27 protein-coding genes and 1 tRNA gene are annotated in these 22,274 nt (G+C 63.1%); 19 read left to right on the top strand and 9 right to left on the bottom strand.

Annotated features, from left to right (window positions below):
- The first annotated feature begins 245 nt into the window (after nt 1-245).
- The 5 genes from RR_RS19650 to RR_RS19630 all read left to right on the top strand — a co-directional run bounded on the left by RR_RS19650 (nt 246) and on the right by RR_RS19630 (nt 4,389).
- Nucleotides 246-716: a type IV pilin gene (locus RR_RS19650; protein WP_011224851.1), complete on the top strand. Its 471-nt coding sequence runs from the start codon at nt 246-248 to the stop codon at nt 714-716.
- A gap of 90 nt (nt 717-806) precedes the next feature.
- Entirely contained in the window at nt 807-1,295 is a 489-nt protein-coding gene (locus RR_RS19645) for a hypothetical protein (protein WP_011224850.1), read from the top strand.
- Nucleotides 1,292-3,205 (top strand): hypothetical protein, encoded by a 1,914-nt coding sequence (locus tag RR_RS19640; protein WP_011224849.1) that lies wholly within the window; start codon nt 1,292-1,294, stop codon nt 3,203-3,205. The genes RR_RS19645 and RR_RS19640 overlap by 4 nt, the downstream gene beginning before the upstream one ends.
- A gap of 44 nt (nt 3,206-3,249) precedes the next feature.
- Nucleotides 3,250-3,819: a hypoxanthine/guanine phosphoribosyltransferase gene (gene hpt, locus RR_RS19635; RefSeq protein ID WP_004518711.1), complete on the top strand. Its 570-nt coding sequence runs from the start codon at nt 3,250-3,252 to the stop codon at nt 3,817-3,819.
- A gap of 93 nt (nt 3,820-3,912) precedes the next feature.
- Nucleotides 3,913-4,389: a hypothetical protein gene (locus RR_RS19630; protein ID WP_049939120.1), complete on the top strand. Its 477-nt coding sequence runs from the start codon at nt 3,913-3,915 to the stop codon at nt 4,387-4,389.
- Between the two features lie 271 nt (nt 4,390-4,660).
- On the opposite strand, the gene RR_RS19625 is transcribed toward RR_RS19630, so the two are convergent.
- From RR_RS19625 to RR_RS19615, 3 genes are all read right to left on the bottom strand, one after another.
- Nucleotides 4,661-4,735: transfer RNA gene (locus RR_RS19625), tRNA-Met, on the bottom strand.
- A 74-nt stretch (nt 4,736-4,809) separates the two neighbouring features.
- Nucleotides 4,810-5,292: a GtrA family protein gene (locus RR_RS19620; RefSeq protein WP_049939119.1), complete on the bottom strand. Its 483-nt coding sequence runs from the start codon at nt 5,290-5,292 to the stop codon at nt 4,810-4,812.
- Nucleotides 5,292-6,059: a glycosyltransferase family 2 protein gene (locus RR_RS19615; protein ID WP_011224846.1), complete on the bottom strand. Its 768-nt coding sequence runs from the start codon at nt 6,057-6,059 to the stop codon at nt 5,292-5,294. The genes RR_RS19620 and RR_RS19615 overlap by 1 nt, the downstream gene beginning before the upstream one ends.
- A gap of 117 nt (nt 6,060-6,176) precedes the next feature.
- On the opposite strand from RR_RS19615, the gene RR_RS19610 reads away from it, so the two are divergent.
- A complete protein-coding gene (locus tag RR_RS19610) occupies nt 6,177-8,495 on the top strand; it encodes a DUF2298 domain-containing protein (protein ID WP_011224845.1) in 2,319 nt (772 codons plus the stop codon).
- 57 nt (nt 8,496-8,552) lie between these two features.
- Here the strand turns inward: RR_RS19610 and RR_RS19605 are convergent, their stop codons facing one another.
- Complete coding sequence (locus RR_RS19605; protein WP_011224844.1) at nt 8,553-8,825, bottom strand: HAH_0734 family protein; 273 nt, start codon at nt 8,823-8,825, stop codon at nt 8,553-8,555.
- A gap of 185 nt (nt 8,826-9,010) precedes the next feature.
- Here RR_RS19605 and RR_RS19600 point away from each other — a divergent pair, with 185 nt between their 5' ends.
- The 7 genes from RR_RS19600 (at nt 9,011) to RR_RS19570 (ending at nt 12,413) form a co-directional block, all read left to right on the top strand.
- Nucleotides 9,011-9,274, top strand: a complete 264-nt coding sequence (locus RR_RS19600) for a hypothetical protein (RefSeq protein ID WP_004963586.1) — start codon at nt 9,011-9,013, stop codon at nt 9,272-9,274.
- A 139-nt stretch (nt 9,275-9,413) separates the two neighbouring features.
- The gene (locus RR_RS19595; protein ID WP_004593654.1) at nt 9,414-9,692 is read left to right on the top strand and encodes a 50S ribosomal protein L44e; all 279 of its coding nucleotides are present in this window, start codon (nt 9,414-9,416) and stop codon (nt 9,690-9,692) included.
- 2 nt (nt 9,693-9,694) lie between these two features.
- Nucleotides 9,695-9,868: a 30S ribosomal protein S27e gene (locus tag RR_RS19590; RefSeq protein ID WP_004963588.1), complete on the top strand. Its 174-nt coding sequence runs from the start codon at nt 9,695-9,697 to the stop codon at nt 9,866-9,868.
- A 1-nt stretch (nt 9,869) separates the two neighbouring features.
- On the top strand, nt 9,870-10,670 hold the full coding sequence (locus tag RR_RS19585; RefSeq protein WP_004963592.1) for a translation initiation factor IF-2 subunit alpha: 801 nt from the start codon (nt 9,870-9,872) through the stop codon (nt 10,668-10,670).
- Nucleotides 10,671-10,700: 30 nt separating this feature from the next.
- A complete protein-coding gene (locus RR_RS19580) occupies nt 10,701-10,883 on the top strand; it encodes an RNA-protein complex protein Nop10 (protein WP_004963595.1) in 183 nt (60 codons plus the stop codon).
- A gap of 5 nt (nt 10,884-10,888) precedes the next feature.
- Nucleotides 10,889-11,647, top strand: a complete 759-nt coding sequence (locus RR_RS19575; protein WP_011224843.1) for a proteasome assembly chaperone family protein — start codon at nt 10,889-10,891, stop codon at nt 11,645-11,647.
- 142 nt (nt 11,648-11,789) lie between these two features.
- On the top strand, nt 11,790-12,413 hold the full coding sequence (locus RR_RS19570; protein WP_005535760.1) for a J domain-containing protein: 624 nt from the start codon (nt 11,790-11,792) through the stop codon (nt 12,411-12,413).
- Between the two features lie 18 nt (nt 12,414-12,431).
- Here RR_RS19570 and RR_RS19565 read toward each other — a convergent pair whose 3' ends face one another.
- Nucleotides 12,432-13,322 (bottom strand): universal stress protein, encoded by an 891-nt coding sequence (locus tag RR_RS19565; protein ID WP_011224841.1) that lies wholly within the window; start codon nt 13,320-13,322, stop codon nt 12,432-12,434.
- Nucleotides 13,323-13,560: 238 nt separating this feature from the next.
- Between RR_RS19565 and RR_RS19560 the strand changes: the two genes are divergently transcribed.
- A complete protein-coding gene (locus RR_RS19560) occupies nt 13,561-13,980 on the top strand; it encodes a universal stress protein (protein ID WP_011224840.1) in 420 nt (139 codons plus the stop codon).
- Between the two features lie 48 nt (nt 13,981-14,028).
- Here RR_RS19560 and RR_RS19555 read toward each other — a convergent pair whose 3' ends face one another.
- Both RR_RS19555 and RR_RS19550 read right to left on the bottom strand, forming a co-directional pair.
- Nucleotides 14,029-15,042 carry an alcohol dehydrogenase catalytic domain-containing protein gene (locus RR_RS19555; RefSeq protein WP_011224839.1) on the bottom strand — a complete coding sequence of 338 codons (1,014 nt, stop codon included), beginning with the start codon at nt 15,040-15,042 and terminating at the stop codon, nt 14,029-14,031.
- A 106-nt stretch (nt 15,043-15,148) separates the two neighbouring features.
- On the bottom strand, nt 15,149-16,321 hold the full coding sequence (locus RR_RS19550; RefSeq protein WP_011224838.1) for a threonine synthase: 1,173 nt from the start codon (nt 16,319-16,321) through the stop codon (nt 15,149-15,151).
- Nucleotides 16,322-16,404: 83 nt separating this feature from the next.
- On the opposite strand from RR_RS19550, the gene RR_RS19545 reads away from it, so the two are divergent.
- Nucleotides 16,405-17,658, top strand: coding sequence for an NAD(P)/FAD-dependent oxidoreductase (locus tag RR_RS19545; protein ID WP_011224837.1), 1,254 nt, complete (start codon nt 16,405-16,407; stop codon nt 17,656-17,658).
- A gap of 38 nt (nt 17,659-17,696) precedes the next feature.
- On the opposite strand, the gene RR_RS22605 is transcribed toward RR_RS19545, so the two are convergent.
- Both RR_RS22605 and RR_RS19540 read right to left on the bottom strand, forming a co-directional pair.
- Nucleotides 17,697-17,852, bottom strand: coding sequence for a hypothetical protein (locus tag RR_RS22605; protein WP_004593663.1), 156 nt, complete (start codon nt 17,850-17,852; stop codon nt 17,697-17,699).
- A 37-nt stretch (nt 17,853-17,889) separates the two neighbouring features.
- On the bottom strand, nt 17,890-18,627 hold the full coding sequence (locus tag RR_RS19540; RefSeq protein WP_011224836.1) for a metallophosphoesterase: 738 nt from the start codon (nt 18,625-18,627) through the stop codon (nt 17,890-17,892).
- An 81-nt stretch (nt 18,628-18,708) separates the two neighbouring features.
- Between RR_RS19540 and RR_RS19535 the strand changes: the two genes are divergently transcribed.
- From RR_RS19535 to RR_RS19525, 4 genes are all read left to right on the top strand, one after another.
- On the top strand, nt 18,709-19,476 hold the full coding sequence (locus RR_RS19535; protein WP_011224835.1) for a MarR family transcriptional regulator: 768 nt from the start codon (nt 18,709-18,711) through the stop codon (nt 19,474-19,476).
- Between the two features lie 46 nt (nt 19,477-19,522).
- Nucleotides 19,523-19,678 carry a hypothetical protein gene (locus RR_RS22600; RefSeq protein WP_004963619.1) on the top strand — a complete coding sequence of 52 codons (156 nt, stop codon included), beginning with the start codon at nt 19,523-19,525 and terminating at the stop codon, nt 19,676-19,678.
- A gap of 55 nt (nt 19,679-19,733) precedes the next feature.
- Nucleotides 19,734-20,897: a thiolase family protein gene (locus tag RR_RS19530; RefSeq protein ID WP_011224834.1), complete on the top strand. Its 1,164-nt coding sequence runs from the start codon at nt 19,734-19,736 to the stop codon at nt 20,895-20,897.
- Between the two features lie 112 nt (nt 20,898-21,009).
- Complete coding sequence (locus RR_RS19525; protein ID WP_007189008.1) at nt 21,010-22,131, top strand: pyridoxal phosphate-dependent aminotransferase; 1,122 nt, start codon at nt 21,010-21,012, stop codon at nt 22,129-22,131.
- Nucleotides 22,132-22,274: the final 143 nt, after the last annotated feature.

The raw sequence follows: 22,274 nt of genomic DNA, 5'->3' as shown, positions 1-22,274 counted from the left end.
GGCCTGTGCTGTTTTGTTTGCCGCATTTACTGCTGAACTATCGAAATACCGCCGTATCGAATTCCGGCGGTACAGCCAGCCTTGAAGTCTTTCAAGGCAGCATTGAACGGCTAAAACGTACTGTGAGTATAAGTGGGCACATCTCATGTGGTTGAGTCAGCACACCCCGCGAACCGGTAAGGAAGTCCTTCGATCTATAGGGGATTCCTACTCGGGTCACACTCGCGGTGTGCGTCGAACAAACCATGGATATCAAACAACTCATCCACGACGACGACGCAGTGTCGCCGGTCATCGGGGTCATCCTGATGGTCGCAATCACGGTCATTCTGGCCGCAGTAATTGCCTCCTTCGTGCTTGGTCTTGGCGACCAGGCACAGCAGACAACGCCGCAAGCTAGCTTTAGTTGGGACTACGAATCTGGCGCATCTGGTTCTAATAATGCAGATGGTATCGTCACAATCACGCATGACGGTGGCGATACTATTGCTCTCAATAGCTTGTATGTACGCGGTACGTTTGGGAGCAATTCTGATACATCAAGTAATGGAAAATGGGACACCCACAAATCAGCCAGTACGAGTGGGTCCGAAGTCAAAGCAGGGAGTAATACTGAAATTAGAGTCGATAATAATTACGACCTCCGCGTAATTTACGAGCCACCAGAGGGAGACACCTCGGCTACACTCTCACAAGATACCGGGCCTGAAGCGTAATCCGGTTTCAAGTTTTTTATTTTTGAGTTGGTGAGCAACAGCATTCTCTCCACGACACTTTTATCCCCAGATATCTAGTGACTGGTAACAATGGAAAGAGCGCGGGCTGTTATCACCAGTGTGATAGCCATTATACTCGGCGTCACACTGCTTTCCGGCCCGCTGGTCCCCAGCGTCACGCTGGCATCCGAGCCAGAGTCGGTCGCACTCGAATCGGGCAATGTCACGGTTTCCACAGTTGAAATGCCGGAGGAAGTAACGATTGAGAAAGGGTCCTACGGCGCGGCAAGCTACTACCTCGATGCACCGCCGGTCCGTATACACTTCGCGAATCTTACCGGACGGCCGACACTCGTCTACAAACTCACCATCGAGGAACTGGGCTACACGCGGACGACGAATCACTTCTTGGACGACTCAGCTGGGGACACGTACGCGCTGACGCTGGCGTCGGACACGTTCACCGACGAGGAGATAGAGCGCGAACAGTACAACGGAACAGTGACCGTGAGCAAGCGCGACGAGGCTGGCCACGGCGTGGTGGCGACGCGCAACATCACGATATCGGTGGTCGAATGACGGCGGCGGAGTTCGTCGGGCGTCTCCGACAGCGGACACCCGCCCTCTCAAACACCCGCGAGACGGCGTATTCGGTGCTGTTTGGCGACCGACTCGGCCTGAGCGTGTTTCTCGCGACGGTCGTGCTGTTCGGGCTACTGTGGCGGACGGCGTTCCTGATAAACGATTCCTACACGCTGGCGAATGGGCTGTACAGCCTCTCAAACGGACAGCTAGCGATGACTGAAGCGGCCTACGGGCCCGGACTAGAGACGCCGGGGGCAAATAATTACGGCGGCAAGTGGTACGCGCGAAACTACGGTGTCATTGTCCTCTCGCTGCCGCTCGTGTTCGTGCTTGACCTGCTCACCACCATCGTCGAACTCCGCATTGCGCTGGTCGCACTCTGGTCGCTCGCGCTGTTAGCGCTGGTGGTCCAGTGCAGTTACTACACCGACGGTGACTGGCTCCTCTACGGTGGTACCGTCACTGTCTTGGGACTGTTCGGGCTGAACGTGACGCTGGCGCAGCCGCTCGACGCCGGCCAGACCCATCTATACGCGCTGCAACTGACGCACCTCCTCATCGCAGCGTTCACGCCGGTGGTACTCTATCGGCTCCTCAGCCGGGTTCAAACACGTCGGCTGGGGCTCCTGAGCACCGTGGTGCTCACAGCCGGGACGCCACTGGCCTTCTGGGCGTCGGTGCCGAAGCGCCACGCCGTCACCGGGACAGTGGTCGTCTGCGTCGCGTACTGCCTCTATCGGAGTCGCAAGCCAGCAGACGGGGAAGTTATCACGCAGCGGCAGACCTTCCGGGCACTCGCCTACGCGCTGGTGGGATTGTACGCATGGGTACACGCTCCGGAAGCGCTCCTGCTCTGTGTTGCCCTGGCACTGGTCGATATCCCGACGGCCCCGGACAACAGCCCCCGAACGCTGGCTCGTATCGGTGTCGTCTTCGGCCTCTCCCTGCTGCCGTTCTTGATCACGAATATCGCCATCTCCGGTTCCCCGGTGAAGCCCCCGAGGTTGATTTCCCGCGGTGGCTCCCTGGGCGACAGTACTGCGAGCAGTGCAAGCGGTGGCAGCGGTAGCGGCGGTAGCGGCGGCAGTGGTGGCTCTGGTGGGTTGCTTACATCGCTGGCACCCCTGTTTGGTGCCCTCGAAAGCGGGATGCAGCCACTGTCACTGCTGGGTGGCGAACTCGCTTCGGGACTCAGAACGCTCCAGCGGCAACCAAATGACGTGTACCACGCGTTCGTCCGATCAGGAAGTGCGAGCGGCGCGCTCGACATCGGCGGCGAGGAATCCGTCAATCTCTCACTGCTTGAATCCGCGCCGATTCTCGTCGCCATGGTCGGTGCACTCCCAGTCGTCCGACGGCTGCGTCTGCCATCGTCGATGGCTGACCGGACACTCAGCGCCGGCCGTGTCGTGGACGTGTTCGCCATAACGGCGTTCGTCGGCGTCATCCTCCTGTACAACACCCGCTTACCACTGCACGCACAGGTGACTGCCCGGTATCTGTTCCCGCTCTATCCACTCGGCGTGTATCTGCTCGTGCGGCTCCCAGCGGTACGCAAGAGCCTCGCGAACCACTGGTACACATTCCTCTGGACAGTTGCGGGGACAGTGTTGATCGGCGGCCAGGTGACCGTGATGTTTGTTGCGCTGACGGTGAACGGCATCGGCGAGGCGTTCCAGTTGCACGCGCTGCTCGCGGTTGGCATCGCTGTCCCACTCGGTATCTGGACACTTTGTGGCCGCTCTGAAGGCCAAGCAGGGCAGGTCGGTGCAGTGCTTCTCGGTGCCGCAACAGGTGTGGCGGCTGTGTTCCTACTGCTGACGAGCGTCGAGTACTACGCGCTGGGGGATGCACACCTCTTGCCGATGATGCGAGCGCTCGGTGAGTTGCTGTCGCTCTACTGAGTCGGTGACGGAGAATTTTAGTACGGGCTTGTAGTACCGCCAGCATGGACCGACTCAAGAAGTCCCTACTCGAAGCGCCAATTATCGAGAAGGAAGGCTATCACTACTTCGTTCACCCCATCAGCGACGGGGTTCCGATGCTTCGACCGGAACTTCTGCGCGAAATCGTCATCAAGATCATCCGGAAGGCAGAGCTCGACGACGTCGACAAGATCGTCACACCGGCGGCGATGGGTATCCACATCTCCACAGCCGTCTCGCTGATGACCGATATCCCACTCGTCGTCGTCCGCAAGCGTCAGTACGGGCTTGACGGGGAAGTGTCACTGTCTCAGGTAACCGGCTATTCCGAGAGCGAAATGTACGTCAACGACGTGTACGAGGGCGACCAGGTCCTCGTCCTTGACGACGTGCTCTCGACCGGCGGGACGCTGGCCGGACTTACAGGCGCGCTCGAAGACATCGGCGCGGACATCCGTGACATCGTCTGTGTCATCAAGAAAGCCGACGGGACGAACAAGCTCGACGAAGCCGGGTACGACGCCAAGACGCTGATCAACGTTCAGGTCATCGACGGCGAGGTCACCATCGTCGACGAGCACGGCGACGACTAGGGCGGCTGTTAATACGGTTCCTGTAGCGATTTGGAAGCGGGCCGCCAGTAGTTGCCAGTAGCCTTACAAAATGCTGGGCCGACACTAGCCGTTGTGTCTCCCTCTATTCGATCCCTTGCAGGGGATTTCGCCGCCCTGTTCAGTTCGCTTGTGTTGCTTGGGCCACTGGCGCTCGCATTGCTCGTCGGCGCGAGCAGAATTGTCGCTGGACTAACGGCGCTCACGATTTCGGACCCGCTCGGAACCGTCGGATTCAGTGCGGCTGTACTGCTGGCGCTCTGGCTGGCGCTGGAAGGGGCGATGGTACAGCGATACGGCTTCGAGGCGATGGACCGCGGCGGCCCATTTCAGCGCGGTGCCCGGTATCTGTCGGTCGCCGTCACGACCCTCGCCGGACTTATCGTTTCCGTCCAGTTGGTAGCGCTGGCGCTCCCATGGGCGTTCAAGACGCAGAACACGCCTACACAGGTCCTTAGCGTGTTGCTCGTTGTTGCGCTGGTCGCCACACTGTACCGGATACTCACGGCGGCCAGAGAGGGGTATCTCCACGGCAGTGAGCAACAGCGGTGAACAGGCTAAACGCAGTCTACAACGCAAGAGAGATTTGAACCACATTCACGCCGCTCTCTTCGATCGCTTGTGACTTTCTTCAAATCTACTGAATACGCCAGTCACCCACGAATTTGTGAGCGACAGAATATAGCGGGAGATAGAGTTGAACAACGCGAACACCTCATATCACTCGGTGTTCTCTCGTTCAAATCTTCTCAGCTATAATTGCCGCACTCAGCGTTGTTTGGCGGTAAAACGCCGCACTGGAAGAGTGAGTTCGGCAAAATGATAGCGGGAGGTAGATTTGAACTACCGATCTGCGGGTTATGAGCCCGCCGGAATCTCCTGGCTATCCCATCCCGCTACTTCTTCGTAGTCCGGTCCCCTCATTAAGGGTTGTGATTCGAGTGCCGTCCGTGAGTTAGTAACGCGCTATGCTCACCCGTCCGCATGGACCTGCCAGGTGAAGATACTCTCGGCGACGTAGTTGACCAGCATCGCAACGCCAATGGCGAGTGGGCTCGCGGCAATGAACCACAGGTCAGTTCCGGCGACAACGAGTTCAATCGTCAGCCACTGCGTGAGCAGCCAGTAGATGGCAAGCTGGACCGCGACACCGCCGGACCGGACCAGATGGGATTTCCCGAGCCGCTTGGCGAACGAACGGCGGTCGGCATCACCCTGGCCGGCGAACGTCCAGTGTTCGTTGACCAGAAACATCACGAGAATCGCCGTTTCGACGCCGGCGGCTTTGGCCCACATATCGCTGACACCGAAAACCAGGCCGAGTACGGCGAGAACCGTGTTGTCGCTGATCGCACCGACAACGCCGACGGAGACGAACTGGCCGAACCGGACGCCCGATACGAGCGACTCGAACCGGTCGGGAACGATGCGTCGAACCTGCTGTTCGATGTCCATCATCGGTCCTTCTCGATAAGAGCGGTTGGCTCGTCGAAATGTTCGGCCAAGGCCGTGTGGAGGCGGTCATCGCGCAGTTGCTTCGACCGGTGGCGAGCCGTCAGCAGTGCTTCGAGTAGGTCTATCGACGTTCGTATCGGCGACACCGTCGAGCCGGGCTTGTCTTCCCATTCTATCGGCACCTCTTCGATACGCAGGTCCAGCGCCGCCGCGATGGCGATCAGTTCGACATCCCACGCGAAGCCGGGCTCGTACAGGTGGTCGCGAACGCGCTCCCACGCGGCCACGTCGATGGCTTTCGCACCGCACTGGTAGTCATACAACCGTGCGTCAAGCAACTGGCCGGCAAGCCATGCGAAGCCGTCGCCGAGGAACCGCCGGGCAAACGTCTGGTGGGTGGCGACCGTCGCGTCCGGGTGACGGCGGGAGCCCACAGCGAGGTCCGTTCGGCTGTCGATGACCGGGTCCAGTATCCGTTCGAGTGAGTTGACCGGTGTCGACCCATCGGCGTCGACAAAGGCCAGCACGTCGGTCTCCAGCCGCTCGAACCCAGCGGTGATAGCTGCGCCTTTCCCGCGGCGATAGGGCACGGTGTGGACTTCGATTGGGAGCGAACGGAGCTGTACAGGAACGCCGTCTCGTGGCGCATCAAGCTCGACAACAATGGTCTGCGGGGCAAGGGCACCGTCAATGGCGGCAATATAGGTCCCGAGCTGGTCCATGTCGGGACGGTAGGCTGGAAGGACAACCCCGACGGAACGCGACATTGCCGAGTAGTCGGACAGGCGGAACTAAAAACAGTTCGAAGCTACTGGTTCCTGATCAGTTGATAAGTCCGGAGGCAACGAAAAAGCGTATAGGCCAGCGAACCGGTCCCTTCACTGATGGAATACGGGCTCCTCGCCACCTGGCTCGCCCTCTACCTCCTGTTACTGTACGCTGGCGGGACCGTCGCCGGACTATTGTTCCCCCGCTTTGCCGACCGTGGACTCGCCTTCGGCGTCCCGGTTGCCGTCTCGATACTGTGGCTGGCCACCTATTTCGTCGGTCGCCTCTCGCTGACGCTTGGCATCTGGCTCGGCGTCGCCGTGCTCGCCGTGAGTACACTGGCTGTCTGGCGGAGCGACAATGGACCGAACGCCCGAACGTACGCGGAGACAGCCGGCGTGTTCACAGTCGCGTTCCTGTTCGTCGTCGGCATCCGGGCGCTCGACCCTGCAATCATCCCCATTGGCGGCGAGAAGTTCCTCGATTTCGGCCTGTTACAGTCGCTCGTACGAGCTGACAGCCTCCCGCTAGAGGACATGTGGTTCGCCGGCGAGTCGGTCGCATACTACTACGGTGGGCACCTCATCGCGGCGATTCTCACCAGAATCACGGGAACCGCCGGCCAGTTCGCGTACAATCTCGCGCTCGCTGGATTTTATGCCACGCTGATCACGGCGGCGTACGGACTGGCCGGCGCTGTCGCGAGCGAACGCGGCCTCCCGCGACGGCTGGCCGCCGGCCTCACGGCGTTCTGTGTCGGCATCGCGAGCAATCTGTCGACGCCTGCAAAGTTCGTTATCTGGCTTCTACCCGATGGGCTGGGCCGGACAGTTGCCGAGCGGGCTGGCTACGAACTAGACGGGCTCGCGGCGGGGCCGGACTCGTTCAGCTACTGGGACGCGAGCCGCGTCATCGAGGACAGCGCGGCCGATTTCGGCACGTACGAACCCGGTGCTGCGCTGGTCATCGACGAGTTCCCGCTGTTTGCCTGGCTCAACGGCGACATGCACGCCCATATGATGAGCACGGGCTTCCTGTTGCTCGCCGCCGCACTCTGTTTCAGCTACTACCAGACGCCGGCCGTCGAACGCCGGCGACGGCTCGCACTGCTTTTCGGTGCGCTCCCGGCCGTCGCGGGCATCATGGCCGTAACGAACACGTGGTCGTTCCCGTCGATGGGCGGACTGGCCCTGTTGACGGTCACCGTTGCGCCGGCCGACCCGACGACGCTCCTCCCGGATGATATCGGACAGCGGCTCCGACTGAACGGACCGGGTCAAGAGGGCGTTCGGATTGGGATGGGGCTGGCCGTCGCTGGCAGCGTCCTTGCGCTGGGACTGCTCTGGTCGCTCCCATTCTGGCTTGGCCCGGCGAGCGGCCGCGAGATTGCGGTTCTGCCCGACCGGACCTCGCTACTTGAACTCCTGGCCGTCCACGGCCTGTTCGTCGCCCCGTTCTGGCTGTACCTGTACGCCCAGACCGGGCGTGCTGTCGGGCAGAGTACGGCCCGCATCGTCGGTCTCGTGACCGTCGGAACGGCGGCGCTCGCCGCGACGCTTGACATCGCAGCGGTCGGCTTGCTCGCCCCGCTACTGCTCGGCGCGTGGCTGTTCGCGCGCTCGCCGACGCTTGACCGTACCGTCGACGCGGTCCCAGCGCTCGCTGACGGCGGCGACCGGCCCGTTGGCTTCGAAGCCATGCTGATTCTCGCTGGCGCGGGTCTGGTCTTCCTCGTCGAATTCGTCTTCGTCAGGGAGAACATCGGCCGGATGAACACCGTGTTCAAGACGTACATGCAGGTGTGGGTGCTCTGGGGGGTCGCCGCCGGCCCCGTGCTGGCGTGGCTGCTCACTCGTTGGCGGCCGACCGGCGACCGCGCGCGAGCGTGGGTAACCATCGGCGTCCGCGCGTTCGTCGCCCTGCTGGTCTGTTCGGCGTCGCTGTACGGCGTCTTTGCGCTCTCGAATCACGCCGACGCCGCGGGAGAGCCCACACTAAACGGGCTGGCATACCTCGATGACGACCATCCAGAAGAAGCCGAAGCGATTCGATGGCTCGATGCGACAGCGGAGGGCCGGCCAACCATTGTCACGGCCGCCCCCGCTGACTATGAGTGGGACGCCAACGAGGGCAAGGGCGCAAGCGCGCCGTCGAGCCTGACCGGACTGCCGACCGTCGCGGGCTGGACCCACGAGGCCCAGTACCGCAACGACACGGTGTACGACCGCCGCGTCGACGACGTGGAGACGATTTACACCGGCGACGCGACCGAGCAACGCCGCCTCCTCGAAGCATATGACGTGCGCTACGTCTACGTCGGCCCGGCCGAACGAGCCCGCTACGGTGACGTGACTGTCGACCAGCTACAGGGCGTGACCGTAGCGAAACGAGCCGGCGGCGTCACGATCTACCAGGTCCGACCGGAATACTTCTGAAAAAGGAGCGGGGTACTCTTGGCGAACGGCGATTTTTCAGGGAACGATGCGGGCCACTCAGGACTCGGCGTTCGGCGGCGCGCGATCGCGGAGCACGGTGACGGCCTCAGCTTCGATGTCGTCCGTGTCCAGATGCATCGGAATGTATTCCTGGGTCTTGAACGTCTCTTCTTCGTCCTCCGAGCCGATAGTACACCAGAGCTGTGGCCGGTCCGGGCCGTGCCAGTCGCCCTGCCGCGAGACCGAGAACACCTCGTACTCCTCGTCCTCGTACTCGATGCGGCCGCCCTTTCGCAGCCCCGGGTCGCCGTGGATAATGAGCTTCTTCATGCCCGTTCCTTTGCCAACAGCGTACTTAGTGACTTCGAAGGCGATTGCGACACAGCACAGTAACCGACAGCGAGCGTCGAGGGATTACCTGTAACTAGAATGTCCTTATATTCTTACCGGTCGTGTCTAGATGCTTAACAGCCTGATAGCCGAGATTTATATATCCGGAATCGCGACAGTCGTGTATGTTGAAACAACAGCAGCGGTCGTGCGAGCGGGCCTCAGTCGTCGTCAGCCCGATGGACGACGACGGACGGATGGAACTCCGGGACGTCGAAGCCGACGAGACCTACGAGGTTGTGGACTACATCGACAGCGAACTGGCGACGAAGCTCCGGTCGCTCTCTGCTGGAGAAGCGGTGAATCTCGAACTGCTCTCGGGTTCGGAATCAGGTGTGTTCGGGGCAGTCCGAATCGAATCTAGTGGACCGTCAGCCCGGTTCCAGTAGCCGGAGCAGTGGCGGAACGCGGACGGGCTGAATATGGCGGTTAGTCGTGTGACAGGGACGGTACTGTGGGGCACACAGCAGGTGCGAACCAAACGGGTTTTAAGCGGCCACGTCAAATCGCTCGGTAAGGCCGATATCTATGCAGATGCCACGACGCTTCAACACGTACTGTCCGCACTGTAACGAGCACCAGGAACACGAGGTCGAGAAAGTCCGTAGCGGCCGTCAGACCGGCATGAAGTGGATCGACCGCCAGCGCGAGCGCAACTCCGGTATCGGGAACGACGGGAAGTTCTCGAAGGTCCCGGGTGGCGACAAGCCCACCAAGAAGACGGACCTCAAGTACCGCTGTGGCGAGTGTGGGAAGGCCCACCTCCGCGAAGGATGGCGCGCCGGCCGACTGGAGTTCCAGGAGTAACGATGGCAGGAAGCTTCATCACCGTCGAATGTCCCGACTGCGAGAACGAACAGTCTCTCTTCGAGAAGGCCGCGAGCGAAGTTTCGTGTGCCGTCTGTGGCCACACCATCGCCCGCCCGACGGGCGGCAAGGCCGACATCGAAGGCGAAGTGACCGCCGTCGTCGAGGCCCGATAGGATGAAATACAGCGGCTGGCCCGAACCGGGCGAACTCGTCGTCGGCAAGATCGACGAGATCGAGGACTTCGGCGTCTTCGTCGACCTCGACGAGTACGAAGGCAAGCGCGGCCTCTGTCACATCTCCGAGGTCGCCAGCGGATGGATCAAGAACGTCCGCGACCACGTCAACGAAGGGCAGACAGTCGTTGCCAAGGTGCTTGACGTCGACGAGAGCGCCCAGCAGATCGACCTCTCGATCAAGGACGTCAACGACCACCAGCGAAAAGAGAAGATTCAGGAGTGGAAAAACGAGCAGAAGGCCGACAACTGGATGGAGCTGGCCTTCGGCGAAGACCTGGACGACGAGACCTACGCCGCCATCGCCAACGAGCTGTTGGCGGAGTTCGGCTCGATGTACGATGGGTTCGAGTCGGCAGCGATCCACGGGAAGGACGCCCTCGAAGACGTCGACCTCTCCGAGGAGGAGATCGACGCCATCGTCCAGACGGCCCGGAACAATGTCTCCGTGCCGTACGTGCAGGTCACCGGCTACGTCGACCTGTCCTGTCCCGAAAGCGACGGCGTCGACATCATCAAGGAAGCGCTGCAGGCCGCGGAGGGCAACGGCGAGGTCCCCGACGAGATCGAACTCGAAGTGACCTACGTCGGGTCGCCCGAGTACCGCATTCAGGTGCAAGCGCCTGACTACAAGACCGCCGAGGACGCACTCGAAGAGAGTGCAGACCGCGCCGCGAAAGTCGTTGAGCAACACGGTGGGTCGGGGCAGTTCCACCGCGAACGCAGCGAAGACGACGAGTAAGTCGGTTGCTGCGCCAGTGATTCACCACCGATGAAATCGGATATCCACGTCTGTGCCGTCTGGGAGTCCGAACACGACCGGCCGGTGTACACGCTGGACGACACCTGTCCGGAGTGCGGGGCCGAAGCGGTCAACAGCGCACCCGCGCCGTTCTCTCCTGAAGACAGCTACGGCGAGTATCGACGTTCTCTTAAGCGCCGCAGCCGGGAATAAGCCGTATGGACGAATTCGACATCGAGCGCGTAGCGGACCCCGACCTCGACGAACCGGTACTGGTCGAGGGCTTACCCGGCGTCGGCCACGTCGGGAAGCTCGCCGCAGAGCATCTGCTGGAGGAGCTCGAAAGCGAGCTCGTCCGCCGCGTCTACTCGACACATTTCCCACCGCAGGTCAGCATCGATGAGGGCCAGGCACAGCTTGCCTGCGCCGAGTTCCACGCTGTCACCCCCGAAGAGGGACAGGACCTGCTCGTGCTCTCTGGAGACCACCAGGCCCAGAACAATCAGGGCCACTACGGCCTGACCGATACGTTCCTCGACATCGCCGACGAGTTTGGCATCCAGCGGGTGTTCGCTCTCGGCGGCGTCCCGACCGGCGAACTCATTGAGGAGTACGACGTGCTCGGTGCGACGACGACCGAGGATTTCAAGGAGACGCTGGAGGAGTCTGGCGTGGCCTTCCGCGAGGACGAACCGGCCGGCGGCATTGTCGGCGTCTCCGGCCTACTGCTGGGCCTGAGCAAGCGACGGGACGTGCCGGCCAGTTGCCTCATGGGCGAAACGTCGGGCTATCTGGTCGACCCCAAGAGCGCGCAGGCCGTCCTCGAAATCCTGCAGGACGTCATCGGGTTCGAGGTTGACTACAGTTCGCTGGAGGACCGTGCTGACGAGATGGAGGAAGTCGTCCGGAAGATCCAAGAGATGGAACAGCAAAACTCCCCGTCGCCCGCCGACGAAGACCTCAGATACATCGGTTAAGACGGATTGTTATTCCTCGGTCGCAGTACTCGCTGACTACGGAGTTGTGTCTGCCAGAAGTGACAGACAGCAGTCCGCCCAGAGCAGTCACGTGTTACCGGAGAGCGGGAATTTCTTTACCACTGGAGCCTAATGGAGGGTCGTGCAGACACAACCGGGCGTCCTACCGGAGTGGCTGGTCCTTGGGCTCGTTTTAGGTGTCGTCGGGAGCCTCGTCGTCGCCGGTCTGTTCGTCCTCGCGAACCGTGTGTTTCCGGCCAAGCGGCCGAACCGGCAGGCGACCGACGGCGGGGAGATGCGACGCCGGGCGGAACTCCGAGAGTATCTCACAGCCATCGACGAGCAGTTCGCCGAGAACCACTTCGTCGAGGGGCAACACGTCGCCTTCTATCTCCCCAAGCGGGACGTGGCAATCACGTTTGACGCCCGGGCGTACTACCGTATCGAGCGGTCGCCGACTATCCCCGTACTGGTCGAACACGAGATGCCCGGCGTCTACCTCGGCGCGCGCCTGCCCTTCGAGACGCCCGAAGTCGACCTCGGCCCGGACCCTGAGGAGGAACCACACCCGACGGTGCAGGCGTTCAGCGAACTGGGCCTGACCCAGAGCGCGTCGCTGGACGACGTGAAATCGGCCTACCGCGAGCGCGTCAAGGAGGTCCACCCGGACCACGGTGGCAACGAGGACGAGTTCAAGCGTGTCCGGGAAGCGTACACCACTGCAAAACAGCACGCGTCTGGTGCGTCGAGACAGCGCGCATCGTAGGGAGAGACTGAACACCTGTCACTGCATCGGGACACAACAGACCGGGACAGCCGCATTACGAACAACTGTCTCGGTGACGCTTCCGGTCAGGTATCGCGTGAGGCCGGAGCGGCCGTGTGTTCCCATCGCGATGAGGTCGATATCGTGTTCCTCGCTGTAGGAGAGAATCGCGCGTGCAGCCGGGCCGCTTGCGATGTTGCCTGCGATGCTGACGTCTGCGTCTCTGGCACGCTCATGGACCGTTTCGAGTGCCTCCTGTCCGGTTTCCTCAAGCGCATCGTGAATCTCTGCTGATCCCTCGACGCCGCCAAATCGGCTCGTGTCGACAGAATAGAGCGTGTGTACGGTTGCATCATATATCTCCGCTAGCGTGATCCCCCATTCAATTGCGAGGTCTGCCCCCTCGCTGCCGTCAGTCGGGAGGAGAATGTTTTCGTACCGTTGATCGCCGATTTCGACGATGTCCCCATCCGGAGTGACCGTGACGACCGGGACAGCTGCAGTCCGGAGCGTCTTTTCTGCAACACTCCCGAGGACAACCCGTTCGAACCCTGTCTGCCCTTGCGTCCCCATAACGATGAGATCGATATCGTGGGTATCGACGTAGTCGTTGATCGCCTGAAACGGGATCCCCGACTCGACAGCGGTAGTGATCTGTCCGGAGAGATGCGTCCGGGCGAGTCTCGCGATGGAGTCCACCGCTCGTTCGGCCTCCGTTTCGAGGAGCCGCTCCCGCTCTGTCTGTCCATCAGCGTTCAGATCCGGTTCGATGTCACGGGCGTCAACCGCTGACAGTACGTGGAGGTCGGCACCGATTGTGGCAGCGAGGTCAATGCCTCGCCGGGCCCCTATCCGTGCCCCGTCACTGCCATCGGTCGGCACGAGAATCGAGTTAATCGTTTGACTCATAGTCACGGTTTGACAGGCTATTGATTTAACACTACGTTCGATTCCCACCACACTGTTATAGAGTGAATTTGGGCCAGCCTGCGCTGCGTACGTGTACTGTATCTTGTATGCCTCGTTCAACGGATGTCGTACCCGCCAGCAACTGCCGGCGAGATAGAAGGTCGTTCACAGCCGGTGGTACTGGGTTGTTGAAGCAAGCGCACCACCATTTTATCCACAGTCTGCCCGTAGTCGCGGTATGATCGCACAGATTCTCGTCCCGATGGACGACTCGGAGATGGCCCAACAAGCGCTCAAGTACACCCTTGAAAACCATCCCGACGCGGAGATTACTGTCTTACACGTCGTGGGCGGACCCTCACCGTTGGGGGGAGCAGCCACCGCACTTGCTCTTGCAGATGACATCGAAGCGGCCGCCGAGGAGCGTGCGGAGAAGGTGTTCGACGACGCTCGCGAACTCGCTGCCGAGTACGATACCGACATAACCACCGAGGTGCAACTGGGCCACCCGTCGCGAGCGGTTCTGAATAGAGCCGGCGACTTCGATGCGGTCGTGCTCGGAACTCACGGCGGCTCGTTGGCCGATCGGCTGGTCGTCGGGAACGTCGCCCAGAAAGTGTTCCGTAACTCGCCTGTTCCAGTCATCATCGCACGGTGAGTGGCGGTCGCTAAGGACAAGAAACACCCTTCGCGGGCTTAGGAGTGACTACGGCGTCACGACGAGCTTTCCAACGCTATCGCGGTCCTGCATCGCCGCAAACGCCGCACCGGTCTCCTCCAGGGAGTACGTCGCCTCTATCTCCGGGGTGAGTTCGCCGTCAGCGACGAGGTCGACAAGTCGTTCCAAATCGCCCTGCGTCCCCATCGTACTCCCGATAACGCGCTTGTGACCGAGGAACAGGTCGGGAATATTGATCTCGGATGTGCCGCCGGCGGTCCGACCACAGACGGCCATCCGGCCACCGCGACGGAGAACATCCAGACCGACCTGCGTGTACTCACCACCGAGGTGATTGAGGACGCCATCAACCGTCCCGATCTCGGTGACCGCTGCCCGAATCTCGTCCGGATCGGTGCTCTCGATGGCGTAGTCCAGACCGAGCGATTCGACGCGAGTTAGCTTCGCCGCTGAAGACGAGGTCCCGACGCTGTGAGCGCCGAGAACGGACGCGAGTTGCACGCCTGCGACGCCGACACCGCCGGTGACGCCCGGGATAAACACCAGATCGCCCGGTCCAGCGTCGACCCGACGGAGCATATGGAAGGCCGTCATGTAGGCCGTCGGAAGCGCGGCCGCGTCGACCGGTTCCACGCCGTCGGGAAGCCTGACGAGGCGGTCGGCCTGCACACGGGCCGCCTCGGTGAGGCCACCGTGGTACAGCGAGAAGTTCTCACAGAGGTTCTCCGGCCCCTCACGACAGTAGCGACACGTCCCGCAGGTCTCGTTCGGACAGAGGACCACGCGGTCCCCGGGTTCGACAGCGGTAACCCCGTCGCCGACGGCATCGACGGTCCCGGCGACATCGAGACCGCTGACAAACGGTAAATCATCCGTGTCGACCATCGCGGGATCCCCCTCGAGAACCCAGAGGTCGTGGCGGTTGATCGCACACGCTTCGACGGAGACCACTGCCTCGCCGTGTTCGGGCTCTGGGGTTGCTTGGTCGATAACCGAGACGCCGTCCGGGCCGGTGAGTTCGCTGAACGCTGCAACGCGCATTAGCTTCGTGAATGGGTCAGAGCCGTATAAACAACATCGAAGTGTGGGATACCTGCCTGCTTGACGGCAATATCGGACCCGCTCCCCCGGGCAGCCGCCCGAATTCTCAGATGCCCTGGCTCATGAGGTGGCTGCGCAGCAGGTCCGCCTCCTTGCTCCCGGCGACAGGGTTCACTAGAACGACGACATCGTCGTCGTCGAAGGCCCCATCGTCAGCCAGTGCCCGCGCACCGGCGATCGCGGTCCCGCCGGTCGCACCGGTTTCCGGCCCCATCTCGCAGCCGTCGACCGCGCCAGCCAGAATGTCCTTATCTGAGACGGCGACGCCGTCGCCGCCCGAGCGGTCAAGCGAGTCGAGCGCCGCAGCGCCGGCGGCAGGGTCGGGGACCTCAAGCGGGCCGACGATGGTGTCGGGGTGCTCGATAGTCGCCGGTTCGCTCGCACCCTCGCTTGCGGCATCCGCGATGGCGGCCGTCGAGTCGGGCTGTGCGGCGTAGATTCGCGGCGTCGAGTCCGTGAGGCCGCTCTCGGCTGCCGCCTGAAAGCCGTGTTCGAGACCGACGAGCGTCTCGCCGTGGCCGGTGGGGTGGACCACCGCGTCGGGGGCCGTCCAGTCGAGGTCGTCAGCCGTCTCGAACGCGACGGATTTGGCACCCTCGATGCGGAACGGGTGGCCGGGCGCGACTGAGACCCAGCCGTCGGACGCGTCGGCAAGTTCCTCGTCCGACACCGAGGCGGCGTCGTCATACCGGCCCTCAACGACGCGCATGTCGCCGCCGTGGACGTTCACCATCGCCTTGTTGAGGAACGGGCAGCGTGAGGGGACAAAGCCCTTCGACTCGATGCCGGCGCGGGCCGCGTAGGCGGCGTTGGCCTGTGCGCCGTTCCCCGTCGACGGTGTCGCGACGCGCTCAGCTCCGCGCTGAGCGGCAGCGGTGACGGCGAGCGAAAGTTTGCGGTCGCCCAGCGACGCCGTCGGATTACGCCCCTCGTCTTTGACGTACACCGAGTCGACGCCGAGTTCGTCGGCCAGCTCCGGCACCGGAACCAGCGGTGTCGCCCCTTCGTCGAGCGTCACCGTTGCGTCACCCGAGAACGGCCGAAGCGGCTCGTACCGGCCTGGCCCTGTCACATCGGGCAGCGCCTCGGGCGTCAGGTCCGGAACATCGTAGTCACCGACGAGAACCCCGCCACAGTCGGGACAGCGGTCGGCCGTGCTGTCGGTTTCCGCGCCACACGCCGTGCAGATGAGGCCGCGAAACGCCGCAGTCGTCTCCATGTCTTTCTCTGTGGACGGGACAACCAAGTGTGGTCCGGTCCCGCTTCAGCACCCTCTTGTCCCGGGCGCTCGAATTGGAGAGTATGACAGATGTCGTCGTCGCCGGCGGGGGACTCGCCGGGCTGGTCGCCGCCCGCCACCTGGCGGAGTCGGGTCGGGACGTGACAGTGTTCGAGCAGCGCTCGGACGTGGGCGGTCGCGTCCGGACAGTTCACGAGGACGGCTACACGTTCGACCGTGGGTTTCAGGTCATGTTCACCGCCTATCCCGCGGCGAAGCGGGAACTCGACATCGAGGCGCTGGCTCCGCGGACGTTCACGCCGGGGGCCACTATCGCTAGCCCGAACCACCGCTCGGTGCTGTCGGACCCGCTCCGGAATCCCTCCGCCGCACCGCAGACGCTGCTCAATACCGACGTGCGCACAGCCGACAAGCTCCGGCTGTTCCGGCTCCAGCGCGAACTGGCCGGCGTCGAACCGGTCGAATTGCTCTCTCGGGGCGGAACGACCATCCGGGAATACCTCGCTGACTACGGATTTTCAAAGCGGTTCGTCGAGCGGTTCGCCGCACCCTTTTATGGCGGCATCACGCTCGACCGCTCACTGGGCACGGATAGCAGCATCTTCGAGTACACCTACAAGATGCTGAGCGAAGGCGAGATATTCGTCCCCGCCGACGGGATGCAGGCGATGCCGCGACAGCTCGCCGACCGCGCTCGCTCGGCGGGCGCGACCATCGAAACCGACGCGCCCGTGACAGAGCTGGAGACCCACGAGGGAGAGGTTACTGCCGAGGTAGGCCGCGAAACAGTGACGGCCGAAAGTGCCGTCGTCGCGACGGACCCGCAGACGGCGGCGGAGCTGACGGATATCGATGCGATTCCGACCGAGCCCGTCGGCTGTGTCACCCAGTACTTCGCACTCCCGACGAACCGCGCTCCGGCCACCGGACAGCGCATCATCCTCAACGCGACGGACGACCGACCGAACACCGTCGCGCCGCTGTCGGCGGTCGCCAGCGAGTACGCGCCCGCTGGGATGGAGCTATACAGCGCCACATTCCTCGGAACGCCGGAAGAAGACGACGCGGAACTGGCCGCTGAAGTCCGGGCGGCGCTGCAGTCGTGGTATCCGAACGCGAGCTTCGAGGCGCTGGAACTGCTCCGGACCGACCGCGTCCCGCTCTCACAGTTCGCTCAGCCGCCGGGGTATCGGGACGCGCTCCCGGACCCGACAGCGCCAGAGGGCAACGCCGTCCTGGCGGGCGACTACACCCGCTGGTCGGCGATACAGGGTGCGCTGGAAAGCGGCAAGGTCGCCGCCGATCTGCTTCGATAAGAGAAACGCCGATACGACTGCAAAAGAGGGCCGGCGGCCTATGCGGCCGGACCGCCGCTATTCGTGTTTCCCTCTTGTTCGTGCCCCTCTCCTTCGAGGACTTCAGAGACGTACTTTATCGTCGCGAAGTACAGCAGCAGTAGCGAGAGCAGCGTAATCGCGATGAGACCCAGCGCGATTTCTGTCTGAACCATATTCCAGCGTCCACCGTCGCGGGTCAAATACTTACCGTTATAGCATGCGCCGGAACTCACCCAGCGGCGGGAACGACAGCGTCTCGCGCCCGCTCTCGTCCCAGACTACCGGCTCTAATCGGTCGGCATCAGTAACGAGCGGGGACTGAAAGTCGCTGGCCCGCATCTCGTTGACCTCCACGCCGGCGTTCAGCCTGTTGAACGACGGGAGCATCACCACGTCGCTGCCGCGGTACTGGCCGCTCCCGACGAGATAGCAGGGTTGGCGCTGACCCTCGATGGAAATGGTGGGATGGTCGTGTCCAACGACGTAGCGCTCGGCATCAACGTCGGGTGCCTCGTGGCCGTGACAGACGACGGTTTCGCCGACGCGATACGTCGTTTCGGTCGGGCCGTCCCACACGCTGTCGAGCATCGTGTCGTGGTTACCCGGCGTCACGAGCAAGCGTGCTCCGACCGCCTGACAGGCGCTTTTGAGCCCCGCCACGGTGCTCTCGACCGACCGAGGGACGGTCCGGAACGAGTGGAGGAGGTCGCCGGCGATAATGACCTCCGCTGGGTCATGGCGCTCGACGAGCGACTGGAACCGCTGGACCATGTCCGAGCCGGACCCGACCGGGAGTTCGAGGTTCCCGCCGGTGCCCCGGCCGACGTGGAGGTCCGCGACGACGAGCGTCTCCCCGAGCAGGAGCGCCCGGTCGTCGTAGCTGGCTGTCATCGCCGTCCAGTCAGCACCGGGGAGGCTTATATTGTCGGTCATGGGGACGAGACACATCGCAGGTGGCCGGACTGCAGCCGAATATCTCGGCCTGACAGTGTCGGTGGTATTTTTACCTGCGACTCCCGTGATTCCTGTATGGTCGACGTCCTGGAGAACAAGCGGGCCGCAACGCGGTTTCGGGTCCTCGTGGAGATCGCCGAGCGCCAGCCCGCAGTGAGTCAGGGCGAAATCGCCGACGCTGTCGGTGTGACGAGCCAGGCCGTCAGCGAGTACATCCGTGAACTCGTCGACGACGGCCTCGTCGAGAAGGAAGGGCGGTCGCGCTATCGCGTCACGAAAGAGGGCGTCGACTGGGTGTTCCAGTCCGCGACCGACGTCCGCCGGTTCGCCGACCACGTCACCGACGACGTGCTCGGCAGCGTGCAGGAAGACGCCGCCATCGCCACGGCGGATCTGGCGGAAGGCGAGACGGTCACGCTCTCGCTATCAGACGGCCTGTTGCACGCCGACCCCGGCGGCGGCGACGCGACGGGCGTGACGACGACCAGCGCCGCAGAGGGCGAAGTCGTCGGCGTCACCGGCTTCGAGGGCGTCATCGACCTCGACCCCGGCCACGTCAGCGTCATTCAGGTCCCGCCGGTCCGGTCGGGGCCGGTCGAGAACATCGACGACATCGCCGCGGCTTGTGCAGATGTCCCTATTGTTACCGCCGCGGGCGTCGAATCCGTCGTTGCGCTCCGCGATGCCGACATCGAACCGACAACACATTTCGCGGCGGGTGAGGTGGCCGCCGCCGCCGCATCGCGGGGACTCGATGCTGTTGTCGTCGCGACACAGGACACCGTCGGGCGTGTGACCGACGCACTCCGCGATGCGAGCGTCGACTACGACGTGACACAGTGACCCGCGAGTAGCGGGACTTTTCCGGTCGGCTGCCGTCGGGACAGCCATGAGCGACCACGAGATGCACGACGCTGTTGAGGCATTCCTAAACGAAGCCGACGACGCCTACGGTGAGTACGAGCAAGGCTACACCGACGCTGATGCGACACTCAGACGACTTGAGACGGCTATCGAGGAACTGCGGACGTCGACTGAGGAGTAGGACGCCGTTCATCGTCGGGCGAACAATATTGTAGGATTAGGTTCATGTAACTCATATGACTGATGTGGTTCTGGTCGACGGCGCACGCACCGCACACGGTGAACTGCTGGGAAGGCTCACAGACCGAAGCGCGATAGCGCTCGGCAGTGCGGCCGTCGAGGGACTGCTCAATCGGACCAGCGTCGACGAGGACAGTGTTGACTGGGTCGGCCTCGGAAACGCAGTGCAGGCCGGCGTCGGTCAGGTCCCGGCCAGACAGGTCGTCGTCGAATCGTCGCTCCCTGACGACGTGGCTGCGACGACACTCAACGAGGCGTCGGGGTCGGGACTGCGAGCGATCACAACCGCCGCCGACCGCATCGAGGCCGGTCGGGCGTCGGTGTGTCTCGCCGGCGGCATGGAGTCGATGTCGAACGCTCCGTATCTCGTGCCGGATATGCGCGGCGGTCGCCGCCACGGGAACAGCGAACTCGTTGACGCGATGATATGGGACTCGCTGTGGGACAAACAGTACGACGCGCATATGGGCACGCTGACGGAGGAACTCGCCGCCGAGCACGACATCAGCCGCGAAGCCCAGGACGAGTACGCTCGGCGGAGCAATCACCGGGCCGGCGAGGCTATCCAGTCCGGGCAGTTCACCGAGGAACTCGTTCCTGTGGAAACGGCGGACGGGCTCGTGACAGAGGACGAAGGGCCACATCCGGACACGACGGTAGATAAGCTGGCGGCGCTCCCACCGGCTTTTGCGGACGGTGGGACAATCACCGCCGGCAACGCATCGAAGCTTTCTGACGGGGCAGGTGCAGTGGTGCTGGCCGACGCCGAGACGGTCAAGCGCGAGGGGCTGGGGCCGATGGCCCACGTCGAGGACTACGCGGTTGCCTACCGCGATCCGTCGGAGTTCTCAATCGCGGTACGGGACGTAGTGTCGAAGCTCCTAGAGCGCAACGACCTCACCGTCGCCGACGTGGACCACTTCGAACTCAACGAGGCCTTTGCCGCGCAGATGGTGTACGTCGCCGACGAACTCGACATCCCCGCCGAAAAGCACAATCCCCTCGGCGGCGCGGTGGCGCTCGGCCATCCAATCGGAGCCAGCGGCGGCATCCTCACGACCACGATGCTGTATGCGATGGAGCGAGCGGATCATCATCGCGGCATCGTGGGGATGAGCGTCGGCGGTGGCGGCGCGATTGCGATGAGCGTTGTCCGATAGGACCGCCAGCGGCGAGGCGAGTGAGCGTCGGCGGTGGCGGCGCAATTGCGATGTCTGTGGTGCGCTAGCGAAATCGGGAAGAATTATCGGGCCGGCCGCCCCCAGAGAGAGTATGACTGCATTCTCCCGGCGGGTAGAGCAGGTATCGATCTCGGGCATCCGCGAAGTGTTCGAGGCGGCGGGCGAGGACGCAATCAACCTCGGCCTCGGCCAGCCGGACTTCCCGACGCCGGAGCACGCGCGCGAAGCGGCTGTCGAGGCAATTCAGGCCGGAAAAGTCGATGCTTACACGTCGAACAAGGGGACTGAGGAACTCCGGGAAGCCATCGCCGCCAAGCACGAGCGGGATAACGACCTTGAGGTCGACCCCGGAGACATCATTGCCACGTCGGGCGGGAGCGAGGCGCTGCATATCGCGCTGGAGGCCCACGTCGATGCAGGACAGGAGGTCATCTTCCCGGACCCGGGCTTTGTCTCCTACGACGCGCTGACCCACCTCGCCGGCGGGACGCCGCGACCTGTCCCACTGCGCGAGGACCTCACGATGGCCCCTGAGACGGTCGAGGAGGCCATCACCGACGACACGGCGGCGTTCGTGGTGAACTCGCCCGCGAACCCGACCGGAGCGGTCCAGTCCCCCGAGGATATGCGGGAGTTCGCCCGCATCGCCGATGAGCACGACGTGCTGTGTATCTCTGACGAGGTGTACGAACACCAGGTGTTCGAGGGCGAGCATCGCTCGCCGGCGGAGTTCAGCGAGACGGGCAACGTCGTCATCGTCAACGCCTGCTCGAAGGCGTACTCGATGACGGGCTGGCGGCTCGGCTGGGTCACCGGGGCGACGGACCGCATCGAGCGGATGCTGCGGGTCCACCAGTACGCACAGGCCTGTGCGTCAGCCCCGGCCCAGTACGCCGCCGAGGCGGCGCTGACCGGCCCACAGGAGCCCGTCGCGGAGATGCGCGAGGCTTTCAAAGAGCGGCGGGACGTGCTGCTGGATGGCCTCAATGAGATGGGACTGGATTGTCCGACGCCCAAGGGCGCGTTCTACGCGATGCCGAAGGTCCCCGACGGCTGGGTAGACGAAGTTATCGACCGTGGGGTCGTGGTCGTCCCTGGCGATGCTTTCGGCGAACACGGCGCGGGCTACGCCCGCATCTCCTACGCGACAGACATGGAGACGCTGGAAGAGGCCATCGACATCATGGCCGACGCGACGGCGGCGCTCCGCTGAGCGCTTGGAGGCGAATGGAACCGCGGACAGTCGCCCCGAAATTGGAACAGTCTCGGAAGAGAGTGCGAAGAAACGCTTTATCCGACGCCCGTCTTGACTCCGGTATCCCATCGTGGCATATGAATCCAAGTCCAGCGCGCTGT

The sequence above is a fragment of the Haloarcula marismortui ATCC 43049 genome, from assembly GCF_000011085.1.
Lineage (GTDB): Archaea > Halobacteriota > Halobacteria > Halobacteriales > Haloarculaceae > Haloarcula > Haloarcula marismortui.
This window is presented reverse-complemented; position numbering and strand designations above follow the sequence as displayed.

Bases quoted from the DNA above. Each gene is read 5' to 3' on its own strand.
- RR_RS19650 (WP_011224851.1), top strand. From the start codon at position 246: ATGGATATCAAACAACTCATCCACGACGACGACGCAGTGTCGCCGGTC.
- RR_RS19645 (WP_011224850.1), top strand. From the start codon at position 807: ATGGAAAGAGCGCGGGCTGTTATCACCAGTGTGATAGCCATTATACTC.
- RR_RS19640 (WP_011224849.1), top strand. From the start codon at position 1,292: ATGACGGCGGCGGAGTTCGTCGGGCGTCTCCGACAGCGGACACCCGCC.
- hpt (WP_004518711.1), top strand. From the start codon at position 3,250: ATGGACCGACTCAAGAAGTCCCTACTCGAAGCGCCAATTATCGAGAAG.
- RR_RS19620 (WP_049939119.1), bottom strand. From the start codon at position 5,292: ATGGACATCGAACAGCAGGTTCGACGCATCGTTCCCGACCGGTTCGAG.
- RR_RS19615 (WP_011224846.1), bottom strand. From the start codon at position 6,059: ATGTCGCGTTCCGTCGGGGTTGTCCTTCCAGCCTACCGTCCCGACATG.
- RR_RS19610 (WP_011224845.1), top strand. From the start codon at position 6,177: ATGGAATACGGGCTCCTCGCCACCTGGCTCGCCCTCTACCTCCTGTTA.
- RR_RS19605 (WP_011224844.1), bottom strand. From the start codon at position 8,825: ATGAAGAAGCTCATTATCCACGGCGACCCGGGGCTGCGAAAGGGCGGC.
- RR_RS19600 (WP_004963586.1), top strand. From the start codon at position 9,011: ATGTTGAAACAACAGCAGCGGTCGTGCGAGCGGGCCTCAGTCGTCGTC.
- RR_RS19595 (WP_004593654.1), top strand. From the start codon at position 9,414: ATGCAGATGCCACGACGCTTCAACACGTACTGTCCGCACTGTAACGAG.
- RR_RS19590 (WP_004963588.1), top strand. From the start codon at position 9,695: ATGGCAGGAAGCTTCATCACCGTCGAATGTCCCGACTGCGAGAACGAA.
- RR_RS19585 (WP_004963592.1), top strand. From the start codon at position 9,870: ATGAAATACAGCGGCTGGCCCGAACCGGGCGAACTCGTCGTCGGCAAG.
- RR_RS19580 (WP_004963595.1), top strand. From the start codon at position 10,701: ATGAAATCGGATATCCACGTCTGTGCCGTCTGGGAGTCCGAACACGAC.
- RR_RS19575 (WP_011224843.1), top strand. From the start codon at position 10,889: ATGGACGAATTCGACATCGAGCGCGTAGCGGACCCCGACCTCGACGAA.
- RR_RS19565 (WP_011224841.1), bottom strand. From the start codon at position 13,322: ATGAGTCAAACGATTAACTCGATTCTCGTGCCGACCGATGGCAGTGAC.
- RR_RS19560 (WP_011224840.1), top strand. From the start codon at position 13,561: ATGATCGCACAGATTCTCGTCCCGATGGACGACTCGGAGATGGCCCAA.
- RR_RS19555 (WP_011224839.1), bottom strand. From the start codon at position 15,042: ATGCGCGTTGCAGCGTTCAGCGAACTCACCGGCCCGGACGGCGTCTCG.
- RR_RS19550 (WP_011224838.1), bottom strand. From the start codon at position 16,321: ATGGAGACGACTGCGGCGTTTCGCGGCCTCATCTGCACGGCGTGTGGC.
- RR_RS19545 (WP_011224837.1), top strand. From the start codon at position 16,405: ATGACAGATGTCGTCGTCGCCGGCGGGGGACTCGCCGGGCTGGTCGCC.
- RR_RS22605 (WP_004593663.1), bottom strand. From the start codon at position 17,852: ATGGTTCAGACAGAAATCGCGCTGGGTCTCATCGCGATTACGCTGCTC.
- RR_RS19540 (WP_011224836.1), bottom strand. From the start codon at position 18,627: ATGTGTCTCGTCCCCATGACCGACAATATAAGCCTCCCCGGTGCTGAC.
- RR_RS19535 (WP_011224835.1), top strand. From the start codon at position 18,709: ATGGTCGACGTCCTGGAGAACAAGCGGGCCGCAACGCGGTTTCGGGTC.
- RR_RS22600 (WP_004963619.1), top strand. From the start codon at position 19,523: ATGAGCGACCACGAGATGCACGACGCTGTTGAGGCATTCCTAAACGAA.
- RR_RS19530 (WP_011224834.1), top strand. From the start codon at position 19,734: ATGACTGATGTGGTTCTGGTCGACGGCGCACGCACCGCACACGGTGAA.
- RR_RS19525 (WP_007189008.1), top strand. From the start codon at position 21,010: ATGACTGCATTCTCCCGGCGGGTAGAGCAGGTATCGATCTCGGGCATC.